This is a genomic window from Kluyvera ascorbata ATCC 33433 (assembly GCF_000735365.1).
Lineage (GTDB): Bacteria > Pseudomonadota > Gammaproteobacteria > Enterobacterales > Enterobacteriaceae > Kluyvera > Kluyvera ascorbata.
Genome location: NZ_JMPL01000005.1, coordinates 79,502 through 102,960 on the forward strand (window position 1 = coordinate 79,502; position 23,459 = coordinate 102,960).

Sequence of the window (23,459 nt, forward strand, 5' to 3'; positions counted from 1 at the left end):
AACTGTCAGTATGCTTAGTACTGCACCCGCGTACGGGTGCAGGGTAAACAGGCTGTCATGCTGCTATTTCCGTATGGCGCTGTTATAGCGTTCGTGGCTGAGAAGAAGCCATGTCCGGCCTTCGTTGCGACTCAGCAGACGCCAGAACGGGCCGAGATCGATTTTGTAGTAACCGCAGCCTTTCTCATCGAGCCGGGTGTAATTACGCGCCCCCTGCCGGAAACGGCGAACCTGACGTAACGCCTTTTGACAGCATTGCGGCGGCGTACCATGGGGAGCCCGCAGGCCCGGCGCAACCATTCTGTATTTCATGCCGTCTTCCTTACCGGCGTTCGGGCCGGAGAAGGCTGCCGGGTCTTGTGCCAGCCGCGGACGGCATGCCAGACCGACGTCAGCGAGACGTTCATCTGTTCTGCAGCCAGCATCATTACGTCCAGCCCGTCAGCACTTTCCGCGTCTTCAACGCCGGACTTTTGCCACTGACGCCACAGGGCGGCGTTTTCCTCATCACCCAGTGCGTTACCGCGCCCCGGCCGGACATCGATACCGGCAATGCGACGGCGGGCCGCCACGTCCGTACTGGAGAGCCCGAAGTAATTGGCCATCAGTTCAATGGAGCCGCCCAGCGCCAGCGCCCGATCGATACGCTGGAGTCGTTTCTGTTCCGTCCGGGCCTGCTGTAGCATGCGCACCAGATTGCCGTGATTGATGCCCACACTGATGATCGACACCTCACTGCCGGAAAGGTAGTGAAGCTCTTCGAGCGAGAGCCCCTGCAGCATCTGCATTTCCTCGCGGTTCAGTCCCAGCGATTCGCAGCGGCGGAGATAGCCACTTCTGAGATCCATAACCAGCTGCATCAATAATCCGTTTGCAGCCTGAGATAAACTGTTCATCATTCCCCCTTAATCCTGACGGTAACCAATGGCTGCCGGACCCCGGCCGCTGACACCCTGATGAAGACGGGCATTTTGTCCGGCTTCATACCCCTGATAACGTGCTGTATCCGCCCCGCGGCAGGCTTTCAGTTCACGGGTTGTGACTGTTTTCATACTGCGGCTTTCCAGCCAGTGACTCATCACCTGCTGCTCCTCGCTGCTGATGTCAGTTGCCGATATCACCTCACGCACCCCACATACCCAGCCGTCACGGAACTGCTCCGCTCTCGCCCGGCGTGTGGCCAGTTTCAGCCGCTTACTCTGGGTTTTGAGATAAGAATTTGTGGCATCTTTCAGCTGGCGCGTCAGCACATCAAAGGCATAGGCTGCTATCTCAGGTTTTTCACTGAATCCGTAAAAGGTTACCGAACGGCGATACCCGGCAGAGGTCTGACGCCATGAGTAATAAGCCTGGCAGCCAAAGGCATGACAGACGCCCCGGACAAGGGTCACCATCCATTCCGGAACTTTTTCAGCATCCGAAGGGGCCGTGCGGGAAGACGCTTCGCGCACGGATGTAAGGCCGGCATCAAGCTCGCTGATACCGTATCTGGCCATCAGCTTCTGGGCACGCTGCAGGGCCAGTCCTGCCTCATGGGCATTACTGTTGCTGCGGCCCAGCTTCAGCAGTTTCCTGACAAGATTCAGCAGTCGCAACTGTCGCTGTGAGTTATTCATCACTGTTATCCTCCCCGTACTTCAGACCGCGTTGCAGCTCCCGGAGACGGCGCATAACGCGCATCAGGCGGAGCAGTTTCAGAGCATCTTCATCTGTCAGGGCAGGTGCTTCCCCCTCACCCGGGCCGCCGGTGAAAAGCTCCGGCAGACCACACACCCCTGCCGCCGGATGCAGCACAGGCGCTTCGCCGGTCAGGCCCAGCAGAAATGCGGCGGCTTCAGAACACACCTCACCTGCCCCGACGTAACCGGCAGACATGTCCTTGTCGCGTTGAGGAAGAATTTCATCTTCGCAGCCAAGGACCTCACCCAGCTCCCATGCCAGACGAAAAGCGGTATTCTGCAGGTGTTCGATATCGTCCTGATGGGCCGGCACATGCCAGATGCTGTCATTACTCACCGGCGCGTCATCCTGCAGGACAACTTCAGGTTCTGGTGTTAAAAGAGAAAGCAGGCCATCCTCCCCATTGTCCTCTTCTCCACCATTCTCTTCTCCGTACCCATCGGAGAGGGTAACCAGCCCGCTAACATCCCCACTCTCACCTGAAATAACCGGCGCGGCACCGTACATATCTGGCTGAACCTCATGCCGAGGGGGCTCATTAATCGGTGTTTCAGAAGGAGAAGACGCATTACCCGGAACGGGCGTTACAGCCCCTCCTGAGACCTCAGGACGTGAACTGGAGACAGGTAGCGGGACGCCTTCACTCTCATCTGAGCCTGTGGTATGCAGGGCGTGATCAGCATTAACAGACTTGTTTGCGGCGGGAAAGGCAACCGTCTCCGGCTCGCCAAAGTGATGTCTGCGGTTGCGTTCTTTAGGATCGAGTTCCATCATCCAGCGGTCATAGTCCAGTTCCGGATGGGGTAACGCCTGCAGTAAATCACCAATAAATTCATCGCGAAACATCTCCAGAGACCACAGTTCCGGGGAGTTGAAACGGCCACAACACTGGCCAAAAACGTCGCTGAAGGATTTATCGCCTGTGTCTGAAATCAGGCAAAACTCATCCCACACGCGTTCCGCATCATGCCGGAGCGCCAGCAGTGACGTTATTTGTGGCCTGCCAAGCCCGGACTCAAGCAGGTCTGGGATCCACGGATAAAGATATTTCAGCGCATCTTCCATACGGCTGACTGTTGAGTAATGGACTGGCAAACCTTCACGGGTCAGTAGCTCTGACAACTGACGCAACGAAACCGTCTTTCCCATCTGCTCTTCATATATAGAGCGGGCTTTGTGGATCCCCTGCGCTTTTTCAATAAAACTCAGCTCCCCGCGCACTTCATTCTCTGCCAGATGGCCAATAACACACTGCAGCCGTCCCGGCCACGGCTTGAACAACACATGGACGCGGAAAAACCGGTCTTCTCCGGTTTCCTGCCACAGTTCTGACAGGATCTGATAACGTGTATTACCCCCGTCGCTGAAGATGTACATATCGGGCTCACCATCCGGGTCACGGGTGACTTTGGGCACGGTGTCCAGCCCGCGCGAACGGATGGAAGCCTTGATATCGTCATAACGCGGATTGCGTGATGTTCGCGGATTATCAGGATTCGGGCTTAACTGGTCGAGCGTCAGGACCATGGGCATTTCAGCCGCCGGCATGACGCTGATATTGCCGGCCGCCTGCGACTGGCGTCCGGGCTGCAGCATGGCAGCCCCCACATTAGAACTTTTACGGCTCATGCCTGTTTCCTCCCGCTGCGGTAACCGAAGTCATAGCTGCCTTCCTGAAACTCCGAAAAGAGGGTGTAACGCCCGTCAAATTTGACTTTTACCGTGCCGGTTGGCCCCTGCCGCTGCTTGCCGACAATGATCTCAGCCACCCCGGCATCAGGGGTGCCGGGGTTATAAACCTCATCCCGGTAAATAAACATGATGAGGTCCGCATCCTGCTCCAGCGCACCGGAGTCACGCAGGTCACCATTATTGGGGCGTTTATCGGCCCGCTGCTCCACCAGGCGGTTGAGCTGGGAAAGCGCCAGTACCGGACAGCCCAGCTCTTTACCGAGCGCCTTAAGCGAGCGGGAAATTTCCGCTATTTCCTGCGTGCGGTTTTCCTGCTCGGGGGAGCGGACAAGCTGCAGATAGTCCAGCATGATGAGAGAGGGTCTGCCGTATTTGCGGACATAGCGACGGGCGCGGGCGCGCAGTGTGGCCGGGGTCTGGTAACTGGTATCATCAATGATCAGACGGTTTTTCCACTCAATAATGCGACCGGTTGCCTCGGACACGCGAGCCCAGTCTTCATCATCCATGTTGCCGCTGCGAAGCCGGGACAGTTCCACCCGGCCTTCCATCGCCAGCAGGCGCATCATCAGCTGCTCTGAGGGCATTTCAAGACTGAACACAAAGACGTGATCGTCAGGTTTTGCGCTCACGGCCGCTGTGCAGGCGGCCATGGCCAGCGACGTTTTCCCCATGGAAGGACGGGCGGCCAGCAGGGCCAGATCGCCGGGCTGGAGACCACAGGTCATCGCGTCCAGTTCACTGAACCCTGTCGGTGTCCCGGTGAGGCCGTCACTGGCGGACATGCTTTCCAGCTGCGTCAGCAGTTTATCCAGCGCCTCGTTAACACCGGTCTCACTGTTGAGCTGCATGGCTCCCTGTTCGGCAATGTTAAACAACTTACCTTCGGCCGACTCAAGAATGCCCGCCGAGCTGGCTTTCGGGGCTTGCACATCGGAAAGAAGACTGTTACCCACAGTCATCAGCTGCCGCAGGCGGCTTTTCTCCGCCACCACCCCGGCGTATGCCAGGATATTGGCTGCAGACGGCGTGTTTTTACTCATTTCAGCCAGATAAGCAAAGCCGCCACACTGTTCAAGGTCGCCTCTGTTCTCCAGCCGTTCCGTAATAGTGATGAGATCGAGCGGTAGCCCTTCTCCGGCCAGCTCGGCCATCACGCGAAAGACCATACGGTGCGGCCGGGAAAACAAATCTTCCGGGGAGATTTGCAGTATCACCTCATCCCACCGGTCGTTATCAAGCATCAGTCCGCCCAGTACGGCCTGCTCAGCCTCATAAGAGCAGGGCATCATCATCTCAGACATGACGCACCTCCCGGGTCAGAACGTCACTGAAATGGCTCTGCCACTCGGGGAACAGTTCAGACGCGAGGTCGTGCATGGTGACGGCTGCGGCCGGACCTTTGCGGCGTGTTTTGTATTCCAGACGATGCACGGGCTGCTGCTTGACGTGCCCCAGTTTGAAAATATCCAGCGCCTCGATACGGGTATCGAGTAAACGATAAACGTCACGGTTGCCCAGCGCAGAGGCGTCGTAATGTTTTTCGTTAATGATGGCGGCAAGACCGTCCATTGCTTCACGGTCAAGCAGAGTGTTTTCGATACAGTTGACGAGAATGGAAATATCAGGAAGGCGGATACCGTAATTTTCATAGGTTTTCAGGCGGGTAAGCATATGAAGGGAGCCGCGGATAAATTCACGGACATCCGGAAGGATGGGTTTAACAACGCCCATCACATTACCGGTAGAGGAAAGGAGGGAAAGCTCGGTCATGACGCCTGTTGCGCCTTTCGAATCCACAATAATGACGTCATAACGGTTAAAGAAAGGATGCTGAAGTATGTTACGCAGGCGCAGACGGCCGTCTGCAGCGTGGAGCATCGCGGTCGGCAACAGTTCGTCCGGGTCGTTAGAGTAGATGACATCGAGATTTTTTATGGCGGTCTGCGAAATGCATTGCGTATGGTCACTGACCATCTGCATCAGCAATTCATAGAGACCGAAAGGGGATTCATGCTCCAGCGCGAAGATACTGCTGGCTGTGGGCTGGGAATAGTCTGCATCCACAAGAAGGGTGTTCAGGCCGGCATCGGCAAGAAAACCGGCAAGGTAAGCAGCAAACGTGGATTTGCCTTCTCCACCTTTGGGAGAGATAACGGGAAGTATTTTCATTTTGCACACTCTTTACAGTATGCAAATACGCCTGTTTACAAACTATTAACTTTGACTCAGGGATTGAAAATCCCCGTGTCCTTGGTTCGATTCCGAGTCCGGGCACCACTATTTAGAAGAACCCGCCTATGGCGGGTTTTTTGCTTTCTGGGGGTTCAGTAGACACCTTGTCTTTTCAGTCATACAACCATCGCCCCGCCTTTGCAGACTCGATAATCATCGCAACGGTCAGCGGTTTGATCTCTCGTTCCGGCGAGGGGCTCTTTTGCCAGAATGGGTACTCGTATTCGAAGTAAGTTCTGCCATCAAAGTTTGAATGTTCAATATCAAAATGCTCGAATAAATCCGACAAAAAATCATGCGCATCTTCTGGTACAAACTGAAAATCATCAAGTAAGGTCCATTCCTTGGTTACCTGCTGAATTTCAGGTTTAAACCTTCTCTTTCGAATAGGGTAACGCGCCATGATGTACCCAATAACTTCTGTTTCGTAGTCTCTACTCATTAGAATGAAGTCCACTGTATACGGTCTTTCGGCCGGGCAATCAGGTTATATTTGTCGCGAGTACGTTTCGCAACGACCTGAACCGTAATTATCAACTGAGCATGACCGACGAACGGAACCCAGCGGCCTAAGAACGTCGCTATTCTGTTCGTAGGAACCATTTTCAGTTTTGACAATTTGCCCATAGGTGCGACTGGTCTAAGTCCAAACGGGAAACGAGCATCTCTCAAAAGCTTTCTTGATAAGATGGAGAGATGGTTATTATTTGTGTCACTTGACGCAGCCATTGTTGGAGATACGGATACTATGCGAACACCTTCAAGAAGCATGTTGAAATACTCCACCTCCTGTCCGGCATCATTAATTTTGTACCACTTTAACTCAGCTTTCTGCAGTACCTGACCAGTAGCAACAGCTTTATATAGATACGGACTGGAGTAATCAAACTCCTTAATAACAAGCATTGATGAATGCTGACGCATACCGGTAGGTTTACCCGTAGCATTATCTGTGGGAATACTTAGGTTATGGTGGAATCCTTTGAACTCAATGCTAAACTCTCTATTCTGAACGTCGCAACCACCCTTAATAAGCGCTACACCATCATCATACAACCACATGTTACCCGGTATAGCCATTTCCGATACCCCCTCATAATCCCTATGAAATAGATATCTATTGAAAAATAGAATAATGGCAAGCACTAATATATTTATAAACTAATTAAATTTGATGAATTGGTGGAAAATATGTTGCTAAGGTTATCTCATTAGGCCATGGTTATTCTGGAATCCCCCTCGCAAAACCTTCTGCAACCCCGCCCGTTTTCCGTTACCCTATAACCGCAGGCATCGCGACAACCGCCTTGCCACGCATCCTCAAGGTTCCCCATGACCGTCAAACACAAAATCCTCCTTAGCGCCTGCCTCGCCGGGCATCCCGTGCGCTACAACGGCACCGACAAATCCTGTACCGCAAACCTGCTGCAACAGTGGCGCGATGAAGGTCGTCTGGTCACCCATTGCCCGGAGCTGGCAGCGTGGCTGGCGTTAAAAGCCGCACAGAGTCACGGCTGCCGGTTTGCGATTTTGACCGATGGTAGCCCAACCTGCGGGAGCCAGAACGTATATAACGGGGCGTTTAGCGGGGTGAAGGTACCGGGCGAAGGGGTCGCGGCGGCGCTGTTGCGCCAGCATGGGGTTGAGGTGTTTAGCGAGTTTCAGTTGGAGGCGCTGAAGCGGCGGTTGGATGAAGTTGAAGGCGTTTAGAACGAGCCGCCCCGGCGTCGGCGCGTTGCGCCTCGGCCGGGCTACGAGCCAGATAAACACATCGATACATGGCGCGAATCACCCAATCCTCACCCACCGCCACCCTACCGCCATCATCACCAGCACAATCGTCACTCCCGCCGCCATATGCAGCAGGAAATCCAGCGGATGCACCTCCACCGGGTGGCAAAACGACAGCATCGTCAGCGCCATACAGGCGATTCCCACCCCTGACGTCGCCAGCGTGCGCAGCGGGTACAGCGCCCGGGTCCGGCGCAGGTAGCCCATCATAATGACCATCATCGGCGTGCTCACCGCCATCATAAACGCGTAGCAGTTGACTTCGTCGGGATGGCTTTCCGGGGCGTGTGTCGTCCCGAGGCTGAAGATAACGCCGCCGAGCCAGATCGCAATTAGCGGCACAAACCAGCGCCAGCCCAGCGGTTTACGCCCGGCGATGCTCAGCAGGAAGGCGTTGCGTATCGCTAGTATGCCCATCACAAAGGCCACGGTCAGTTGCAGTACAGCCAGCAACGCGCCGGCTTGCGTCCAGTCCGTCGCTACCCGGTGAAACACCAGGCTACTAAGCCAGCCGCACGGCAGCGCCATCAGCAGCCACGCGGCGACCCGTCGGTTGCTGGCCCAGGGGCGGCGTATCGGCGCGGCATCCCGGCTAAGCTTCGCAATAAAAAGATCATGATCGGTCATGGTTCGCTCCCATCCGGCGAAGGTTGGTTAGTGCTCTGTGTAATAGTGATTTCACCGCCGAAACGCTTAAATTATGGCGGGCGGCGGCCTCGGCGAGGCTCATCTCCTGCAGGTGGATATGCTCCACAATCTGCCGCTGGCGCGAGGGGAGCTGGTCGAGGATCAACGCCAGCGTTTCTTCTCGTTCATCCTCTTCCGGGATGTGTTCAGCGTCGGGCTCAACGGCCTCTTCCTCATCGGCTTCACGTAGCCAGTGGCGACCGCGTTTACGCAGCGCGTCAACGGTGCGGGCCTGAGTGATGGCCATCAGCCACGGTAAAAACGGACAGGCGGGATCGTAGGTGTGGCGCACCCGATGGACAGCCAGCAGCACGTCCTGGATAACATCGTCAACCAGCACGCTGTCGGCAATCTGCTTGCGGACCATCGCCCGAATCACCGGCACGATGGCCCGCAGCAGTTGGGTATAGGCATCGCGATCCCCCGCCTGCGCGCTTGCCATCAGCGCAGGCCATGCTTCACGCGGCGCTAAACCGTTATCCATATTCCGCCATGCCCGTTACCTCATGCTTTTTTACCGGATGCCTGATTCAGGGCGTCGACCACAATCGTCGGGGTCAGCACCTGCGGCAGCACTTTCGGCGCGCTGCCGTCCGCCGGGTAGACCACGTAGAGCGGCAAACCACCCTGCCCGAACGCGGTCATCGCGTCATCGATATCGGCGTTAAATTTAGTGGAATCCGCCACCATGTAGATCGTATTTGTGCTCGCCAGCGCCTGTTTCACCGCCGCCGTGGAAAGCGATGTGCGCTCGTTCACCTGGCAGGTAATGCACCAGGAAGCAGTGAAGTCGACAAAGATAGCTTTGCCATGCCCGCGCATCTCCGCCACCGTCTGCGGCGACCACTTCACCTGCGTGATGTTCTCCACGCGCGCGAGTTCCGGCGGAGATGGCTGGACGTGCATTACGCCGGGCAGCGGGCTGACCGCAGCGATAAACAGCACCACCGTCACCGCCAGCAGCGCTTTGTAGGATTGGTCGATATAGCGTCGGCGCTGGGCCATACCGTAAAGCCACGCGGCAAAGCTCACCACCACTGCACACATCAGCATCGCTAACAGCGCCGTGGTGCCAGCCTGCTGGGTCAGTACCCACACCAGCCAGGCAAATGCGCCAAGCATCGGGAACGCCAGGCCGCGTTTGAGGATATCCATCCATGCGCCCGGTCGCGGCAGACGTTTGGCGATGGCCGGGAATAGCGAGACCAGCGTAAACGGCGCGGCAAAGCCTATTGCCAGCGACAGGAAAATCGCCAGCGAGGCTACCGGAGGCTGCACCAGCGCGTAGCCCACCGCGCCCGCCATAAAGGGTGCCGAGCAGGGTGTTGCCACCACAATCGCCAGCGCACCGGTTAACGCCGAGCGCACAAATGCCCCGCTTCCTACTGAAATCTCCCCGGCGCGCTGCAGCGATAAACCCACTTCAAACACGCCGAGCAGGTTCAGCGCCGCGCCCAGAATGATCAACGCCAGTACGGCAATGACCATCGGTGACTGTAGCTGGAACCCCCAGCCGACGGCGGTGCCGCCAGCACGCAGCGCCAGCAGTATGCCAGCCAGCACCAGCATGGTAAAAATCACGCCGAGCAAAAAGCCCAACCCTTCGGTGCGCGCACTTTTGGCATCGCCCTCATGGCGCAGAATGCCCAGCGCCTTCAGCGAGATGACCGGGAACACGCAGGGCATCAGGTTGAGGATAATGCCGCCCACAAAGGCGGCCAGAATGGCAGTTAACATAGCGAACCCCGGCGGCTAAATTACGAGTGCGATTGCGCGTATTGCTTCACGGCATCCATCGTTTTCTGGATGTGCTCATCAGGGTTACGGTCGGTGTAGCTCATCAGAATTTTGCCGTCCGGTGCAATCACAAACGAGGTGCGGTCCGACAGCGTTTTGCCATTCATCTGCATCAGCGTCTGGTACTGCGCCGCCACTTTCGCGCCCGGGTCTGCCGCCACGGCAAATTTATCCCGGCACTCCAGTTTTGAGAACTCATCCACCTGGTCAACGTTACCGGCAGTCACGCCCACCACGGTTGCGCCGAGCTTTTTGAAATCATCGGTGGCTTCGGCAAAAGCGTGCGCCTCAAGGGTGCAGCCTTTGGTGAACGCGGCTGGGAAGAAATAGAGCACCACTGGCCCTTTCTGCAATGCCTGTTGCAGGGAGAAGGTCAGCGGTTTGCCGCCGAGCGCGCCTTGCAGGCTGAAGTCTGGGGCTTTTGCGCCGGGTTCAAGGGCAGCGTTCGCATTCACGGCGAACAGAGAAAGGCTGAGTACGGCGGCGGCTGACAAGGCTTTCAAACGATTCATGGTCGACTCCATCAAGGGGATAAACGTGCTCTGTACATAATAGTTCGCACGCTAAGGCCTGAAGGTTTCGGTCGGGGTAAAAAAAATTTTGGATCGAGCTGCCCCGGAGTCGGCGCGATGCGCCTCGTCCGGGCTATGGATGCGGCATAGGCCGGATAAGCGCAGCGTCATCCGGCAAACTGCGCCGATACTGCCGGATGGCGCTACGCTTATCCGGCCTACTGGATTACGCCACGCTTCCCCACACCTGCCGCCCCTTATGGAACGTCGCAGCGCGCGGAGAAATTCGCGCCACGGCTTCTGCCGAGCACGAGGCGTCCACCAGCACAAAGCTGGCGTCATCCTGCGCCTTCGGCCACACGCGCTCGCCCTGGTCGTTCAGCGGCAGCACGTCGCCGGTGGCGAGGAACAGCGAGCGGGAGAGATTCTGCTCGTTCGGGCGGATATAGAGCTGGGCGTAGAGGTTGGCTTTTTCGAACATATCGCCAAGGCCGTACGGCGACCAGTGGTCAATCACGCTGTCGGTGCCGGTCATCAGCGTCACGCCTTTGTCACGCAGCTGTTTCAGCGGCATATGCAGCGTGCCGATGGGGACCGTTGAAGCGATGGAAATCTGCTGCGCAGCCATGCGGGTGGCGATCTCATCCACCTGCCCTTCGTTCATTGTTGCCAGCGCGAAGGCGTGGCTGATGGTCAGCTTGCCCTTCAGCGCCGGCGTTTTCTCCACGGTTTCCACCATATATTTCACCGCCGCCACGCCCGCCGGGCTGGTTTCATGCAGGTGAATATCCACCCCTTTGTGGTAGTCGATGGCAATCTGGAACATGGTGTCGAGGGACTTCTCCATCGCACCGTCGACGTTGGTCGGGTCCATCCCACCGACGTAGTGCACCCCGGCCTGCATCGCTTCGCGCATCAGCGGTTCAGATTTCGATAACAGCAGCCCATGCTGCGGGAAGGCGACGATTTCACAGTCGAAACCAGCTTTGCGCCGCGCCAGCACCGCCTGTAAATTTTCGAGGTTTTTCAGCCCGGAGACCGGCTCGATATTGCAGTGGCTGCGGGCGATGGTGGTGCCTTTTGATTGCAGCAGGTCAATCAGCTTTTCGGCGCGCTCCTGCGTGTAGGGCTGGAGTTCAGGCAGCAGCTTTTGCTCAAGCTTGATCATATCCTGAATCGTGGTGCCTGCCGGGCGGTTGAGCGAGCGCCACGGGCCACCGTAGAAGGTTTTGTCGAGGTGGATATGCATGTCGCGGGTGGTCGGCAACATCAGCTTGCCGCCCGCGTCATAGTGCGGCAGCGCGGCGTCCGGGTGGCTGTTGTTATCGCGCAGGGCCACGATTTTGCCGTCCTGAATTTCCACGGTCTGTCGCGCGGTGCGGGTGTGCACGACGACGGCACCCTCGTACTCAAAACCCGTTTCAAGCAGCACGTTATCAAGATAGTAGTGGCTGTCGGTAATGTTTATGGTTCCCTTCGTCTCGCAGACGGCAGCACCGGAAGTCGCCGCATAGGCCATCGGCGCGGTCGCGCCAAACAGCGCGGCGGCGGTAACCATTTTGCCGCTGTTGCTTAAAAACTCACGGCGACTGTTATTCTCTTTCATCGTCGTTCCTTATCAATGGACAATATGGGTGCCCGTTTCGCCGCGCAGGGCGGCAGGCAGACATTCCGGCGTGGTGATAATCACCCGTTTCCCGCCGTGTTGTAAAAATTGCAGGCTAGCGACAATCTTCGGCAGCATGCTACCCGCCGGAAAGTGGCCTTCGTGCATGTAGCGGGTCAGGGTGGCGATATCCACCTGCCCCAGCGCCTGCTGTTCCGGTTTGCCAAAGTGAATGCAGACCTTCTCCACCCCGGTGGTGATCACCAGAATATCAGCGGCGATCTCGCGCGCCAGCAACGCGGTGGAGAGATCTTTGTCGATCACCGCGTCGACGCTGTGATAATCGCCCTCTTCCCCCAGCACCACCGGAATGCCGCCGCCGCCCGCGCCGATCACCAGGAAGCCTTTCTGCGCCAGCGCCTGAATGGCTTCAGACTCGACGATGCGTTTCGGCTCCGGCGAGGCCACCACGCGGCGATAGCCGCGCCCGGAATCTTCGACGAAGCGCCAGGTCGGGTTGGCTTTTAACAGTTCGTCACGCTGCTCGGCGCTGAAGAACGCGCCGATGGGTTTGGTCGGGTTGACGAAGCCGGGGTCGTTTTTATCGACCTCCACCTGAGTCACCACCGTCACCGCTTTTTGTTCGCCACGTTTTGCCAGCCGGTTATTCAGCGCCTGCTGAATAAGGTAGCCGATACCACCCTGGGTGTCGGCGACGCAGTTGGCGAGCGGGGTGAGCGGCAGCCCTTCGCGCTCGTGGGCAATCTCCGCACGACGCAGATCCAGCCCCACCTGCGGGCCATTGCCGTGGGTCAGTACGATGTTGTAATCCGATGCCAGCATCTCCAGCACCGTGTCCGCGACCGCTTTCACCGCCTCTGCCTGATGTTCAATCGACTGGCTGGCGTTGTCTTTGATTATGCTGTTGCCGCCAATGGCAACGACCACAAGTTCTTTCATCGTGTAGGTTCCAGTGCAGAAGGTGATGTGATTATTGTTGTTGAGGTAGCCGTTGTAGCCCGGCCAAGCGAAGCGCCGCCGGGGGAAACCCGGGGTCGGCGTAAACGCCTCGCCCGGGCTACAACGTTATGCGCAGTAACGTTCGCACCAGCTTAAAATGGCTTTTTCGAAGCAGGCGAACGGCGGGTGCACAATCCCGGCGCCAATCATGCCGATGCCGGCATCTTTATGGGCAATGGCGGTGTTGATCACCGGCAAAATGCCGCTGCTGCCGACGCGGGTGATATCGATAGCCGTTGGCACGCCCATAAAGCCGAGCAGCGGGATGGTGACGTTCGGGTTCTCGCCGAGCGTGATTTCGCGCATCTGGCGGGAGAAGTCGATAGCCTCTTCCACCGTGCCGCCCACCAGCGCCACTATCGCCGGGGCCGTTGCCATCGCAAAGCCGCCGATGCCGTAGGTTTCGGTAATCGCGCTGTCGCCGATATCAAGCCCGGAGTCTTCCGGCTTATAGCCAGCAAACATCGGGCCGATAACCTGCTGCGCCGGGCCGGTGAACCACTGCCCCGGCAGGCCGCTGACCCGCAGGCCGAACTCGACGCCGTTACGCGCCATGGTGGTGACCACGGTGCTGTATTCGATGCCGTGCGCCGCGTCCATCGCCGCTTTACACATCGCCATCCACGTCGGGCCAGAGAAGTAGTCGCTGCTGGCGACAAACTCGAACACTTCGCGCTGCTGCTCAATGGAGTAGCCCGCCTGAATAATCCCCGGCGTCAGCGCCTGAATCAGCAGCGTGGTGCCCGCGTTGTTACGGTTGTGGCACTCATCGCCCATGTGCAGCGCCTGGGCCAGCATTAAGCGCAGGTCAATCTCGCCGATGATCTTCATTGCCTCGCGCAGCATCGGGCCCTGCACGTCGCGCATCCAGTTCAGACGGTCGATCACGCTCTGGTCGTTGGCCCCCATGCGCAGGATCTTCGCCATCTGCTCGCTCATGTTGGTATAAGCGATGTTGCCGTAGGTTTTGTTCTCAACGATGTGCATAAACATCGAGGCTGAAGTCACGCCCGCCATCGACCCTACGCAGTCGTGCTCATGGCACGGCGAGAAGGTGATTTCACCGGAAGCCGCGAGCACCGCCGCTTCATCGATATCCTTCGCCAGCCCTTCAAACACCAGCGCCCCGGTCACCGCGCCTTTCATCGCGCCGCACATTTTTTCCCAGGTAACCGGCGGGCCCGCGTGGAGGATGGTTTTCGGCGTCATGCCCGGCACCACGTTGATAGCCTGGTCAAAGCCAATCAGCACCGGGTGAGACTGGATAATGCGCTCCAGCGCCTGCTGGTTGGCGGCGGCAATTTTCTCCGCCAGCGGGGAATCGGCGATGCTATCCAGCGCATTCACCACCTGCATATTGCCCTGCCCCGGCGGCGTCCAGTCGAGCTGGGTGACGGCGACGTGCTGCTTTTTAAGGTCATCGCTGAACATGGCGATGCCGACGTTAATGACGTTCAGCGGTTGGGTAAACAGTGACTGGCTCATCAGGCTTTCTCCCCTTTGCAGATAAATTCACGCGCCAGCAAACCGGTATTGGTGCTGCTGCTGGCGAGGACAACGCCCGCGTCGGTCAACATCTGGCGCTGTTTTTCCAGCGACGGCGCGTCGAGATCGGTTCCCAGAACGTAGGCGAGGATCACCAGCTCACGGCCATCGGCGGCGGCGATCGCTTTCGCCTCTTTGATGGCTTCGATCGTTGAACCCACCGGATCTTCATGCGATCCAAAGCCCAGCACGAAATCCATCACGATCACGCCAACTTGCGGATCGCGCGCTTCCTGAATCAGGCGGCTGATGCGGTTGGTCGGGTCGATCATCGGGTGCGGCTTGCCGTTGGTGAAGTCGTCATCGCCGAAGTCGAGGAAGGTGTGTTTCACGCTGCGGTTGATGTCCGCCAGGCGGAAGGCCGGGTCAGGCTGAATATTGCTATAGACGTCACCGTGTTTTTCCATCGCCGCGAACATGGTTTCGTCGCACAGCGTGCCGCCGCAGAACAGGCCGCGAATGTACTTCTGCTGCGGGGTCAGGCGTGAACGCACGTCAGCGATTAACGTCTCATTCAGAGGATGCAGGTCTAACGATGCTCTCTTCACGCCGCTCAGCAGCACCGCTTTCAGCGCCGCGTCTTTGGTGCCGCGAGCGAACTGTAAGCCCTGCTCGTCAGCCGGTGGCTCAGCGCGGCCGAGGAAGCAGACCACGACCGGTTTACGGCACGCGCGAGCACGCTCCAGCACTTTGCGCGCCACGGCCGGAGCCGGTGGCTTAGAGACCAGCGCGATAATTTCGGTTTCCGGGTCGTTTTCCAGCATGCCGATCGCGTCGAGCATCATCAGCCCGCCAATTTTCTCGCTGAGATCGCGCCCACCGGTGCCGATAAGCTGCGAAATGCCGCCGCCAAAGTCATGGATACGCACGCTCAGCTCCTGGCTGCCGGTGCCCGACGCGCCAATAATGCCGATGTTGCCGCGGCGTACCGCGTTGCCAAAGCACAGCGCCGCGCCGTTGATAATCGCAGTGCCGCAGTCCGGCCCCATCATCAGCAGCCCTTTTTCGTGCGCCAGCTGTTTCAGCGCCAGTTCGTCTTCAATGGTGACGTTGTCGGAGAACAGCATCACGTTGAGGTCGTTTTGCAGCGCCTGACGCGCTTCGCGGGCGGCAAACAGGCCGTTGACCGAAATCACCGCCAGGTTGCTGTCCGCTACGTGTTTTTTCGCGCTGGCAAGCGTGGCGTAGCGTGCTTCGTGCGAACCGCTTTCCGCTTTTTTGGAGAACAATTCTTCAATGGCCGCCAGCGTCTGCTCGTTGTCCGCACCGTCTTTGCCGTTGATGACGATCATCAGGTCGCCATTTTTCGCTTCATCCAGCTCGGCGGTTAACAGACCGAGATTTTTCAGCACACCCTTGTTCATCTCGGTGGCCATGGCCACGAACGCCTGCTCAACGCCGTCTATCTTATTCGCGCGAGTGGAAATCGACATCAGCGAGACCGAATCAAAATACGTATTCTGCTTAATCACTATTTTGACTGACATAACTCCCTCCATAGGCTTGGCTCAGCGCGCAGGCATCCGCCATGCCATAAAGCATGTCGCAGCCGGAACTGGAGCCAATATTTTTAATACTGGCGATAGTCTGGGTAGAAATATGTTGCGGTTCATTAACCATGCCGTTAATAAACCCGAAAATCGTTTCGCGATAGCGCTGGGAAAAAGCGGCTTCCAGCGTAATAGCGCTTAATAAAGTGGTATTGTTACGCGCCACGCTTAGCGCGGAATCAAATGCATCGCGATATTTTTTCGCCGGGTGTCCATCGATAAATAAAACGGTGCTTAATCCCACTAAATAATCATCTGCCGACGGCGTCAGGCCAATACCTAATCCCACCATATTAGCCACCGCCGAGGTTATTTCTCGTCCCTGTAATAACGCGTTAAATAATGTTTTTCGCCGCTGCTGTAATGCCTGAGAGATAGCCTGATAAAACGGGTTATCGCCGCGCCAGAGAAACAGCGTCTGGTTATCCTGTAATTGTTGATGAATCTCGTCGTGCCACCGCAGCCAGGGAATCTGCCGGAACCGTTCGGCGTTCAGCTGCGGTATCGTTGGCTGCCAGCGCTGGCAGGAGGCGGTATTCAGCCATTTATCCTCGCCAACCGTTATTCCTGTTGGATGAAACTGAACCGTCTCACCGGGCCGGAACAGCCCGTCGAAGTGAGTGAGTGCTAACCTACAGCTGTTCGGGGCGTTGTCGTACTCTTCGCACAATAGCGTCAACAACCGCCGCTGCGCCGGGAGATAAAGGTTTACCGCCCGGGAAAAGACCTGTTCGACACGTCCAGCACCACGTTCCGAAAGAAAGTGCTCATCCGCAGTTAGCGCTTGCACACACCGCCGTATTGGGGTGTCGATAGCGCGTCTCCTCTGTTACGCTCCGGCGGCAATCAGCAGTTGGGCTATCTCTTCGTAACCCTTCTCCCGCGCAAGTTCCAGCGGGGTTTTGCCGTATTTGTCGGTCATGTGCGGGCTGGCACCATGCTCCAGCAGCAGGCCGACAATGGTCTGCTGGGTTTCACCGCCGTCGTTGAGCACGATGGCCTCCAGCAGCGGCGTCCAGCCGACAAAGTTAGTGTGGTTGACGTTAATGTGAGTGCGGTGCAATAGCTCTTTGACGATTTCAAGGTGCCCTTTTTCGCAGGCGGGCGTTAGCCCCACGCCGCCAAAACGGGTTAAACGATTTAAATCCGGACGAGCCGGTAACAGTAAACGCAGCAGCGTTAAATCATTATTCAGACAGCTAATTAAAAATGGGTTTAAACAGGTCTGGTCTTGTTTATTAATATCCGCACCGGCGTCCAGTAAGGCCACTACGCAATCATATTTTTTATTCAGGCTCGCCAGCGTAATGGCCGTTTGCCCCTGACGATTACAGGCATTAATATCAACGCCCTGATGCAGGCAAGATTTTAATTTCGTTAGTTCGCCTTGTTGCGCAGCCAATAGATAGTCAGCAATCAGATTGTTGTTGGTCATGTCAAATTCCCTGATTTTTGTGGCTGTTTTCGATGAAATGAGAATAGCAACGAAATAATCAGAAAAGAACCCGCTTAAATTTTATTCGCCATAAGCTGCTTGATTAGTGAATTTTATTTAAAAATCGATACAGACTGTGCGGTAGTGCACCGTTTATTTCTTTGCCGCTATGCCCCTTAACTCAATCGGGTTTTCTTTCTATATAGTTTCAGTGCGTAACCACTACATGAGAGGAAACAACGATGAACGGACTCACCGCTACGGGCATTACCGTTGGAGTGTGTGCAGGTCTCTGGCAGATGGTGTCCTCGCAGGTTGGGCTGGCCCCGGGCTGGGAATTATTAGGTACGATTGGCTTTGTGGCGTTCTGCAGTTTCTATGCGGCAGGCGGCGGCAAGGCGGGATTTGTGAAGAGCCTTTTTGTCAATTACTCCGGCGCCGTCTGGGCGTTTCTCGCGGCGGCGGCCTCCGGCTGGCTGGCGTCGGTTAGCGGGCTATCACCCTTCTGGGCAGGCGTGGTGATGACGGTGCCGTTCTCCGCCGTGGTGGTCTGGCAGGGTCGATTCTGGCTCACCTCATTTATCCCCGGCGGCTTTCTTGGTATGACGCTGTTTTTCGCCACCGGGATGAACTGGTGGGTCACGCTGTTGGGCTTTTTTGCCGGAAACTGCGTCGGGATTATCTCGGAATATACCGGGCGCAAGCTGAGCGAAGCCACCTCGAAAGAGGTCGCGTAGGCGGTTTTTAAAAGTTATTCAAAAATGGTTGCCCAACAATCACTTCAACCAATACATTCATCTCATTAAAGAGGCCCAATAAATAGTTGAACCGAGGAGCAGGTGAATGAACTCAATTTTTACCGAAGAGAACCTGCTGGCATTCACTACCGCCGCGCGGTTTGGCAGCTTCAGTAAGGCCGCGGAGGAGCTGGGCCTCACCACCTCCGCCATCAGCTATACCATCAAGCGCATGGAGACGGGCCTCGATGTGGTGCTGTTTACCCGCAGCACCCGCAGCATTGAGCTGACCGAATCCGGGCGCTACTTCTTTCGCAAAGCCAGCGACCTGCTCAATGATTTCCACGCCATCAAGCGCAGCATCGACACCATTTCCCAGGGCATTGAAGCGCGGGTGCGCATCTGCATTAATCAGCTGCTCTATACGCCGAAGCACACCGCCCGGCTGCTGCAGGTGCTGAAAAAGCAGTTTCCTACCTGCCAGATAACCGTCACCACCGAGGTCTACAACGGCGTCTGGGATTCGATTATCAATAATCAGGCCAGTATCGCCATCGGCGCGCCGGATACCCTGCTCGACGGCGGCGGCATTGATTACACTGAAATTGGCGCCATCCGCTGGGCCTTTGCCATCGCGCCGTCCCACCCGCTGGCGTTTATGCCGGAGCCCATTGCCGAAAGCCAGCTGCGCCTCTACCCCAACATCATGGTGGAAGACACCGCGCACACCATTAATAAAAAGGTCGGTTGGCTGCTGCACGGACAAGAGTCAATTCTGGTGCCGGATTTCAACACCAAGCGCGAATGCCAGATCCTCGGCGAAGGGATTGGTTTTCTGCCGGACTACATGGTGCGCGATGCCGAAGCGCAATCTCAGCTGGTCACCCGGCAGATCAACAACCCGCGCCAGGACTCTCGCATGCTGCTCGCGACTCAGCACTCGGCCAATGGACAGGTGACGCAGTGGATCAAACGGCAGTTTAGCCCGCAAGGGGTATTAACGGATATTTACGCAGACCTACTACATCGAGACATAGAAAACGCCAATAAATAAAAAAGCACTACGCAATTTATGAAAATTGCCGATAACTCAGATATTACGCTTAGTATTTTTTATCCGTTTAAAAAATACTAAAAAATAATTAATGAATAATAAATACCTGTACATTCACTATGATAGCTGGAACCTCGCTTAATCCGTTTCGGTGATATCACCAAATCCACAAACATAATGTTATTCTGGCTAAAGCGACGTTTTACAGGGATCTCATCGCGCAGCAAGGAGAATAAATGTCACTGCATCATTTAATTGCGCACATTCAACAGGCCTTCCAGCAGCCTGCAGGCATGACGTAATGACATGGCGTCCAGCTGGCGTTAATCCTTTCAGTCTCCAGAAACGATGGCTTTCATCGCTACTGGCACTGTTGCTTTTGGTCGCGCCAAATCTGGGCGCAGGCTGGGATTTTAATACCATTAATTCGCGTACCCAGCGGCTTTATGGCCCGACTACGCCCACCGCACAGCGCAACATAGATGCCTGGGAAGCTCTGCTTAAGCAGCCGCCGTCGAGCGATATTCATGCCACGCTGAACCGCGTGAACCAGTTTTTTAATTCCCGTATTCGGTTTACCGATGATATTTCGGTATGGGGTCAGCAGGACTATTGGGCGACACCGGTTGAGGCATTACGCAAAGGGGCTGGTGATTGCGAAGACTACGCCATCGCCAAATATTTTACGCTGCGACAACTGGGCGTTCCCGCCAGCCAGTTAAGAATCACCTATGTTAAAGCACTACAGCTTAACCAGGCCCATATGGTCTTAACCTGGTATTCCGCGCCCGATGCCGTTCCGCTCGTGCTCGATAATCTTAAACCCAACATATTACCCGCCTCCGCACGCAGCGACCTGCTTCCCGTCTATTCCTTTAACGGTGAAGGTCTCTGGATCCCGCAGGCGAGCGGCAGCAAACGTGTCGGCGACAGTAAAAAACTCTCTCGCTGGCAGGATCTTCTCACCAGGATGCGTGCAGAAGGATTTGTCATTAATGAATAGGATTCAGCCATGTCCCTTTATAAACAGCTACTAATTGGCATCTGTCTGTTTACCTTCACCATATTCTGCGGCAATTTTTTTGCCACGCTGGAGAGCTCACGCGAGCAGTATTACAACCAGCTCAGCGCCCATGCCCAGGATGCCGCCACCGCCCTTGGACTGTCGCTGACGGCGCATATCGACGATCCGGTGATGACGGAGCTGATGGTTAACTCCATTTTTGATAGCGGCTATTTCTACCGCATCCAGGTTGTTGATATTAAAAGCGGCCAACCGATTATCGAGCGTCAGAACGTGCCGCCAAGCGCCAACGTTCCGGCCTGGTTTGTCCGCATGGTGCATCTGGACCCGGGACAAGGTGAAGCCATTGTGATGCGTGGCTGGAGCCAGGCCGCGCGCGTGGAAGTGGTCAGCCATCCGATGTTTGCGCTGGCACGTTTGTGGAGCAGCCTGGTTGCCAGCCTGCTATGGCTCAGCGGTTGTAGCGTGCTGTGCATTCTGGGCGCGATGTTCTTGTTGCGAAATCGTCTGCGTCCGCTGAATTACATCGTTGAACAGGCGACGGCCATCAGCCGTCGTGAATTTTTAAGTATCCCCGCCCTGCCGAAAACGCCGGAACTCCGCCGGGTGGTTGAAGCCACCAACATGATGGTTACGCAGCTCAAAGCGCTGTTCAGCGAGCAAGCCAAACGTACCGAAACACTGCGTCAGGAAGCCTATAACGACAGCCTGACCGGGCTGAATAACCGCCGGGCTTTTGATATTAAATTCCAGACCCGTTTGAGCGACGAAGAAAACGCGGACGGGAATCTTATCTTACTGCGCGTGCAGGACCTGATGGGCCTCAACCAACGGCTCGGCGGCGTCAATACCGATAAGCTCTTGAAGAATATCGGTGAGATTCTTATCACGCTGCAGCAGCGCTTTTTCCTTAATGAAGGCTTTGTCGCCCGCGTGCGCGGCGGCGAATTTGCCATTCTCACCGACCCGGTGTTGCCAACCGAGATGGAACATTTCGCCAACTCGCTCAACACTCAACTCAAAGCGCTGTACGAAACAGGCCTGAGCGACGTTGACCCCGTCGCCCACTTTGTCGATGTTACCTTCCACTATGGCGATTCACCGCAAACCTTGCTCCGCCAGGCAGATAGGATACTGGTCGCAACCGAAACGGATATGCACGCCTTCGCCGATCCTGAGGCCGCCGCGAAGCAGGCAGATGAAGACCACCATCAGTGGCATCATCGTTTGACCACCGTTCTGGATAAAGAAGCCTTTGAGCTTTACGCGCAGCCGGTATACCAGTGCAACAACCAGCACATTGTTTTGCATAACAAAATTCTGGCTCGTATCCAGACCGATGAAGGCGAAATTATCCCGGCGGGGCGCTTTATTCCCTGGGTTCGCCGCCTGTCTCTCAGCCGCAAAATGGATATCGTCATGCTTAAACAAACGTTGCGCGCCATGGAAAACAGCCGACATGAGTTTGCCCTCAGCATTAGCGGTGAAAGCGTGGCCGATGATGAAAGCCTGAATGCACTGCTTAAGCCGCTGAAAGGCCTACGCCATCTAACGCCACGGTTGACGCTGGAGCTGGATGAAAACGAACTGCCGGATCCCGATCGCGTCAGCATCCTGGTGAAAAAATTGCAGGATCTGGGCTGCGGCCTGGGGATCCAGCACTTTGGCGGCCGCTTCCATCTGATTGGCAACCTGCCGCAGTGGGGGCTCGCCTGGATCAAAGTTGACGGTGGCTACATTCACCGCATCAACGAAGAAGAAGATAAGAAGCTGTTTATCGAAGCCATTTACTGGGCTACGCGGCAAATTGACCTGCCGCTCATCGCCGAGCGCGTCGAAACCGAAGGCGAACTGGCGGTACTGGAAAACATCGGCCTGTATGGCGCAATGGGGCGTTATTTTAGCGACGCCAGCACACTACAAAAAACTCAGGAGAGCAGCCATGCATTTTATAGAACGTGATAGCGAAGGGCGGATAGTTCGGGTCGAGACCGCGGAATTCAGCGGCATGACCGAAATAAGCGAAGTGACCACGGGAGAAATCAGCGACTGGATTAAGGTGAGCGAGCTTCGCGCCTCGACGATCCAACAGTTGCAGCAGAGCGACCTGAACATGGTGCGCGTACTGGAAGATCTTATCGAAGTGTTGATGAGCAAAGGCGTTATCAGCATTACCGACCTCCCGGCCGCCGCGCAAAGCAAGCTGCTCAATCGCGCGGCGGCTCGCCAAACGCTAGGCGGCCTGGAAGGGCTTATCAGCGATGATGACGAGCGATTAATATAAGCAACAATTATCCTTATTTGTTCAGGCACATCATGTATGTGCCTGACATCTCTCCCGCCCTGCAAAAACATTCACCAATGCATCCATGACGTTGACCTGTATAAAGTGATGCACCTTATCTGTTGTGTCTTCCATATTGCAGGTTTAAATAACAAACACAGTTACCACGCCGATAAAACAAATTTACGACGAATACGAAATGTTCATGCCATTAATATATTCACATACTAACCCAGTAAAAATAATTAACTTACCTAATACATTGACACACTACCAGACTATTAACAGGAAAGTTAAACCATAAAGCAAAAAATAAGTAATACAAAACTATCAGCATTAATGCCACACGGGTGAATGCGTCAAAACTACGTATAACAATCAATTAATTACAGATGAATGGCATAGTCCACATAGCAGAAAAAATAAAATCACAGGGCTATTAATCACTATAAATGGACATCAAACATTGATATTACTCTACAGATATACTTCTGATTGACAATTTCATTTATCTTTTAAAAACAACACAATATAGAAAGCTAAGAAACTATCTTTATAGTTTTCATCTTTAGCCAATAATTTCTTTACAGAAAATTCTCACAAAATCGACATTAAAATCAAAGAAAGCGTTTATTTTGCGTATTACCTTATAAATATAGCCAAAGTCTTTATTTACCAGACCTCATCTTCATGAGATGCCTGGAATACTATCAGCACACACACAAATGTATGAGATATCCGTTTTGCTGTGTTTTGTATGGAAGGCGTTCGCTATTTCTCCTGATGGAAACAGGAGATTGCTGATGTAAG

The 23,459-nt window shown here is 55.5% G+C and carries 24 protein-coding genes; 6 read left to right on the forward strand and 18 right to left on the reverse strand.

Features of this window, described 5'->3' with window-relative positions; all coding sequences use genetic code 11:
- Positions 1-63 precede the first annotated feature (63 nt).
- From GKAS_RS02780 to GKAS_RS25625, 8 genes are all read right to left on the reverse strand, one after another.
- Positions 64-312 carry a ParE family toxin-like protein gene (locus GKAS_RS02780; RefSeq protein ID WP_004115572.1) on the reverse strand — a complete coding sequence of 83 codons (249 nt, stop codon included), beginning with the start codon at positions 310-312 and terminating at the stop codon, positions 64-66.
- The gene (locus GKAS_RS02785; RefSeq protein WP_006777722.1) at positions 309-899 is read right to left on the reverse strand and encodes a DUF2857 domain-containing protein; all 591 of its coding nucleotides are present in this window, start codon (positions 897-899) and stop codon (positions 309-311) included. The genes GKAS_RS02780 and GKAS_RS02785 overlap by 4 nt, the downstream gene beginning before the upstream one ends.
- Before the next feature lie 6 nt (positions 900-905).
- On the reverse strand, positions 906-1,616 hold the full coding sequence (locus tag GKAS_RS02790; protein ID WP_016807979.1) for a DUF2786 domain-containing protein: 711 nt from the start codon (positions 1,614-1,616) through the stop codon (positions 906-908).
- Positions 1,609-3,309 carry a ParB family protein gene (locus tag GKAS_RS02795; RefSeq protein ID WP_016807980.1) on the reverse strand — a complete coding sequence of 567 codons (1,701 nt, stop codon included), beginning with the start codon at positions 3,307-3,309 and terminating at the stop codon, positions 1,609-1,611. Before GKAS_RS02795 ends, GKAS_RS02790 begins: the two co-directional genes overlap by 8 nt.
- Positions 3,306-4,676 carry an SPI-7-type island replicative DNA helicase gene (gene dnaB-PI, locus GKAS_RS02800; RefSeq protein ID WP_004115579.1) on the reverse strand — a complete coding sequence of 457 codons (1,371 nt, stop codon included), beginning with the start codon at positions 4,674-4,676 and terminating at the stop codon, positions 3,306-3,308. Before dnaB-PI ends, GKAS_RS02795 begins: the two co-directional genes overlap by 4 nt.
- Entirely contained in the window at positions 4,669-5,544 is an 876-nt protein-coding gene (locus tag GKAS_RS02805; protein ID WP_016807981.1) for a ParA family protein, read from the reverse strand. The genes dnaB-PI and GKAS_RS02805 overlap by 8 nt, the downstream gene beginning before the upstream one ends.
- Before the next feature lie 175 nt (positions 5,545-5,719).
- Complete coding sequence (locus GKAS_RS02810) at positions 5,720-6,049, reverse strand: DUF1493 family protein (RefSeq protein ID WP_035891886.1); 330 nt, start codon at positions 6,047-6,049, stop codon at positions 5,720-5,722.
- The gene (locus GKAS_RS25625) at positions 6,049-6,687 is read right to left on the reverse strand and encodes an Hcp family type VI secretion system effector (protein WP_167540399.1); all 639 of its coding nucleotides are present in this window, start codon (positions 6,685-6,687) and stop codon (positions 6,049-6,051) included. The genes GKAS_RS02810 and GKAS_RS25625 overlap by 1 nt, the downstream gene beginning before the upstream one ends.
- A 252-nt stretch (positions 6,688-6,939) precedes the next feature.
- On the opposite strand from GKAS_RS25625, the gene GKAS_RS02820 reads away from it, so the two are divergent.
- On the forward strand, positions 6,940-7,317 hold the full coding sequence (locus GKAS_RS02820) for a 2-thiouracil desulfurase family protein (protein ID WP_035891887.1): 378 nt from the start codon (positions 6,940-6,942) through the stop codon (positions 7,315-7,317).
- A 78-nt stretch (positions 7,318-7,395) separates the two neighbouring features.
- On the opposite strand, the gene GKAS_RS02825 is transcribed toward GKAS_RS02820, so the two are convergent.
- From GKAS_RS02825 to GKAS_RS02870, 10 genes are all read right to left on the reverse strand, one after another.
- Positions 7,396-8,025, reverse strand: a complete 630-nt coding sequence (locus GKAS_RS02825; RefSeq protein WP_035891888.1) for an NrsF family protein — start codon at positions 8,023-8,025, stop codon at positions 7,396-7,398.
- Positions 8,012-8,569, reverse strand: coding sequence for a sigma-70 family RNA polymerase sigma factor (locus GKAS_RS02830; RefSeq protein WP_035891889.1), 558 nt, complete (start codon positions 8,567-8,569; stop codon positions 8,012-8,014). The genes GKAS_RS02825 and GKAS_RS02830 overlap by 14 nt, the downstream gene beginning before the upstream one ends.
- 20 nt (positions 8,570-8,589) lie before the next feature.
- Positions 8,590-9,822: a protein-disulfide reductase DsbD family protein gene (locus GKAS_RS02835; RefSeq protein ID WP_035891890.1), complete on the reverse strand. Its 1,233-nt coding sequence runs from the start codon at positions 9,820-9,822 to the stop codon at positions 8,590-8,592.
- 20 nt (positions 9,823-9,842) lie between these two features.
- The gene (locus GKAS_RS02840; RefSeq protein ID WP_246870719.1) at positions 9,843-10,394 is read right to left on the reverse strand and encodes a peroxiredoxin; all 552 of its coding nucleotides are present in this window, start codon (positions 10,392-10,394) and stop codon (positions 9,843-9,845) included.
- A 226-nt stretch (positions 10,395-10,620) separates the two neighbouring features.
- On the reverse strand, positions 10,621-12,000 hold the full coding sequence (locus tag GKAS_RS02845) for an amidohydrolase family protein (protein ID WP_035891892.1): 1,380 nt from the start codon (positions 11,998-12,000) through the stop codon (positions 10,621-10,623).
- Between the two features lie 12 nt (positions 12,001-12,012).
- The gene (locus tag GKAS_RS02850; RefSeq protein ID WP_035891893.1) at positions 12,013-12,960 is read right to left on the reverse strand and encodes a carbamate kinase family protein; all 948 of its coding nucleotides are present in this window, start codon (positions 12,958-12,960) and stop codon (positions 12,013-12,015) included.
- Positions 12,961-13,086: 126 nt separating this feature from the next.
- Entirely contained in the window at positions 13,087-14,505 is a 1,419-nt protein-coding gene (locus GKAS_RS02855) for a YlbE family protein (protein WP_035891894.1), read from the reverse strand.
- Positions 14,505-16,052 (reverse strand): acyl-CoA synthetase FdrA, encoded by a 1,548-nt coding sequence (fdrA, locus tag GKAS_RS02860; protein WP_035891895.1) that lies wholly within the window; start codon positions 16,050-16,052, stop codon positions 14,505-14,507. The genes GKAS_RS02855 and fdrA overlap by 1 nt, the downstream gene beginning before the upstream one ends.
- Positions 16,030-16,905 carry an oxamate carbamoyltransferase subunit AllH family protein gene (locus tag GKAS_RS02865; protein ID WP_035891896.1) on the reverse strand — a complete coding sequence of 292 codons (876 nt, stop codon included), beginning with the start codon at positions 16,903-16,905 and terminating at the stop codon, positions 16,030-16,032. The genes fdrA and GKAS_RS02865 overlap by 23 nt, the downstream gene beginning before the upstream one ends.
- Before the next feature lie 39 nt (positions 16,906-16,944).
- On the reverse strand, positions 16,945-17,550 hold the full coding sequence (locus tag GKAS_RS02870) for an ankyrin repeat domain-containing protein (protein ID WP_035891897.1): 606 nt from the start codon (positions 17,548-17,550) through the stop codon (positions 16,945-16,947).
- 242 nt (positions 17,551-17,792) lie between these two features.
- Between GKAS_RS02870 and GKAS_RS02875 the strand changes: the two genes are divergently transcribed.
- The 5 genes from GKAS_RS02875 (at position 17,793) to GKAS_RS02895 (ending at position 22,649) form a co-directional block, all read left to right on the forward strand.
- Positions 17,793-18,287 carry a DUF1097 domain-containing protein gene (locus GKAS_RS02875; protein ID WP_035891898.1) on the forward strand — a complete coding sequence of 165 codons (495 nt, stop codon included), beginning with the start codon at positions 17,793-17,795 and terminating at the stop codon, positions 18,285-18,287.
- Positions 18,288-18,393: 106 nt separating this feature from the next.
- Entirely contained in the window at positions 18,394-19,341 is a 948-nt protein-coding gene (locus tag GKAS_RS02880) for a LysR substrate-binding domain-containing protein (protein ID WP_035891899.1), read from the forward strand.
- A gap of 301 nt (positions 19,342-19,642) precedes the next feature.
- Complete coding sequence (gene lapG, locus GKAS_RS02885) at positions 19,643-20,344, forward strand: cysteine protease LapG (protein ID WP_081918519.1); 702 nt, start codon at positions 19,643-19,645, stop codon at positions 20,342-20,344.
- A gap of 9 nt (positions 20,345-20,353) precedes the next feature.
- Positions 20,354-22,327, forward strand: coding sequence for a bifunctional diguanylate cyclase/phosphodiesterase (locus tag GKAS_RS02890; protein WP_035891900.1), 1,974 nt, complete (start codon positions 20,354-20,356; stop codon positions 22,325-22,327).
- Complete coding sequence (locus GKAS_RS02895) at positions 22,308-22,649, forward strand: hypothetical protein (RefSeq protein ID WP_035891901.1); 342 nt, start codon at positions 22,308-22,310, stop codon at positions 22,647-22,649. The genes GKAS_RS02890 and GKAS_RS02895 overlap by 20 nt, the downstream gene beginning before the upstream one ends.
- Positions 22,650-23,459: the final 810 nt, after the last annotated feature.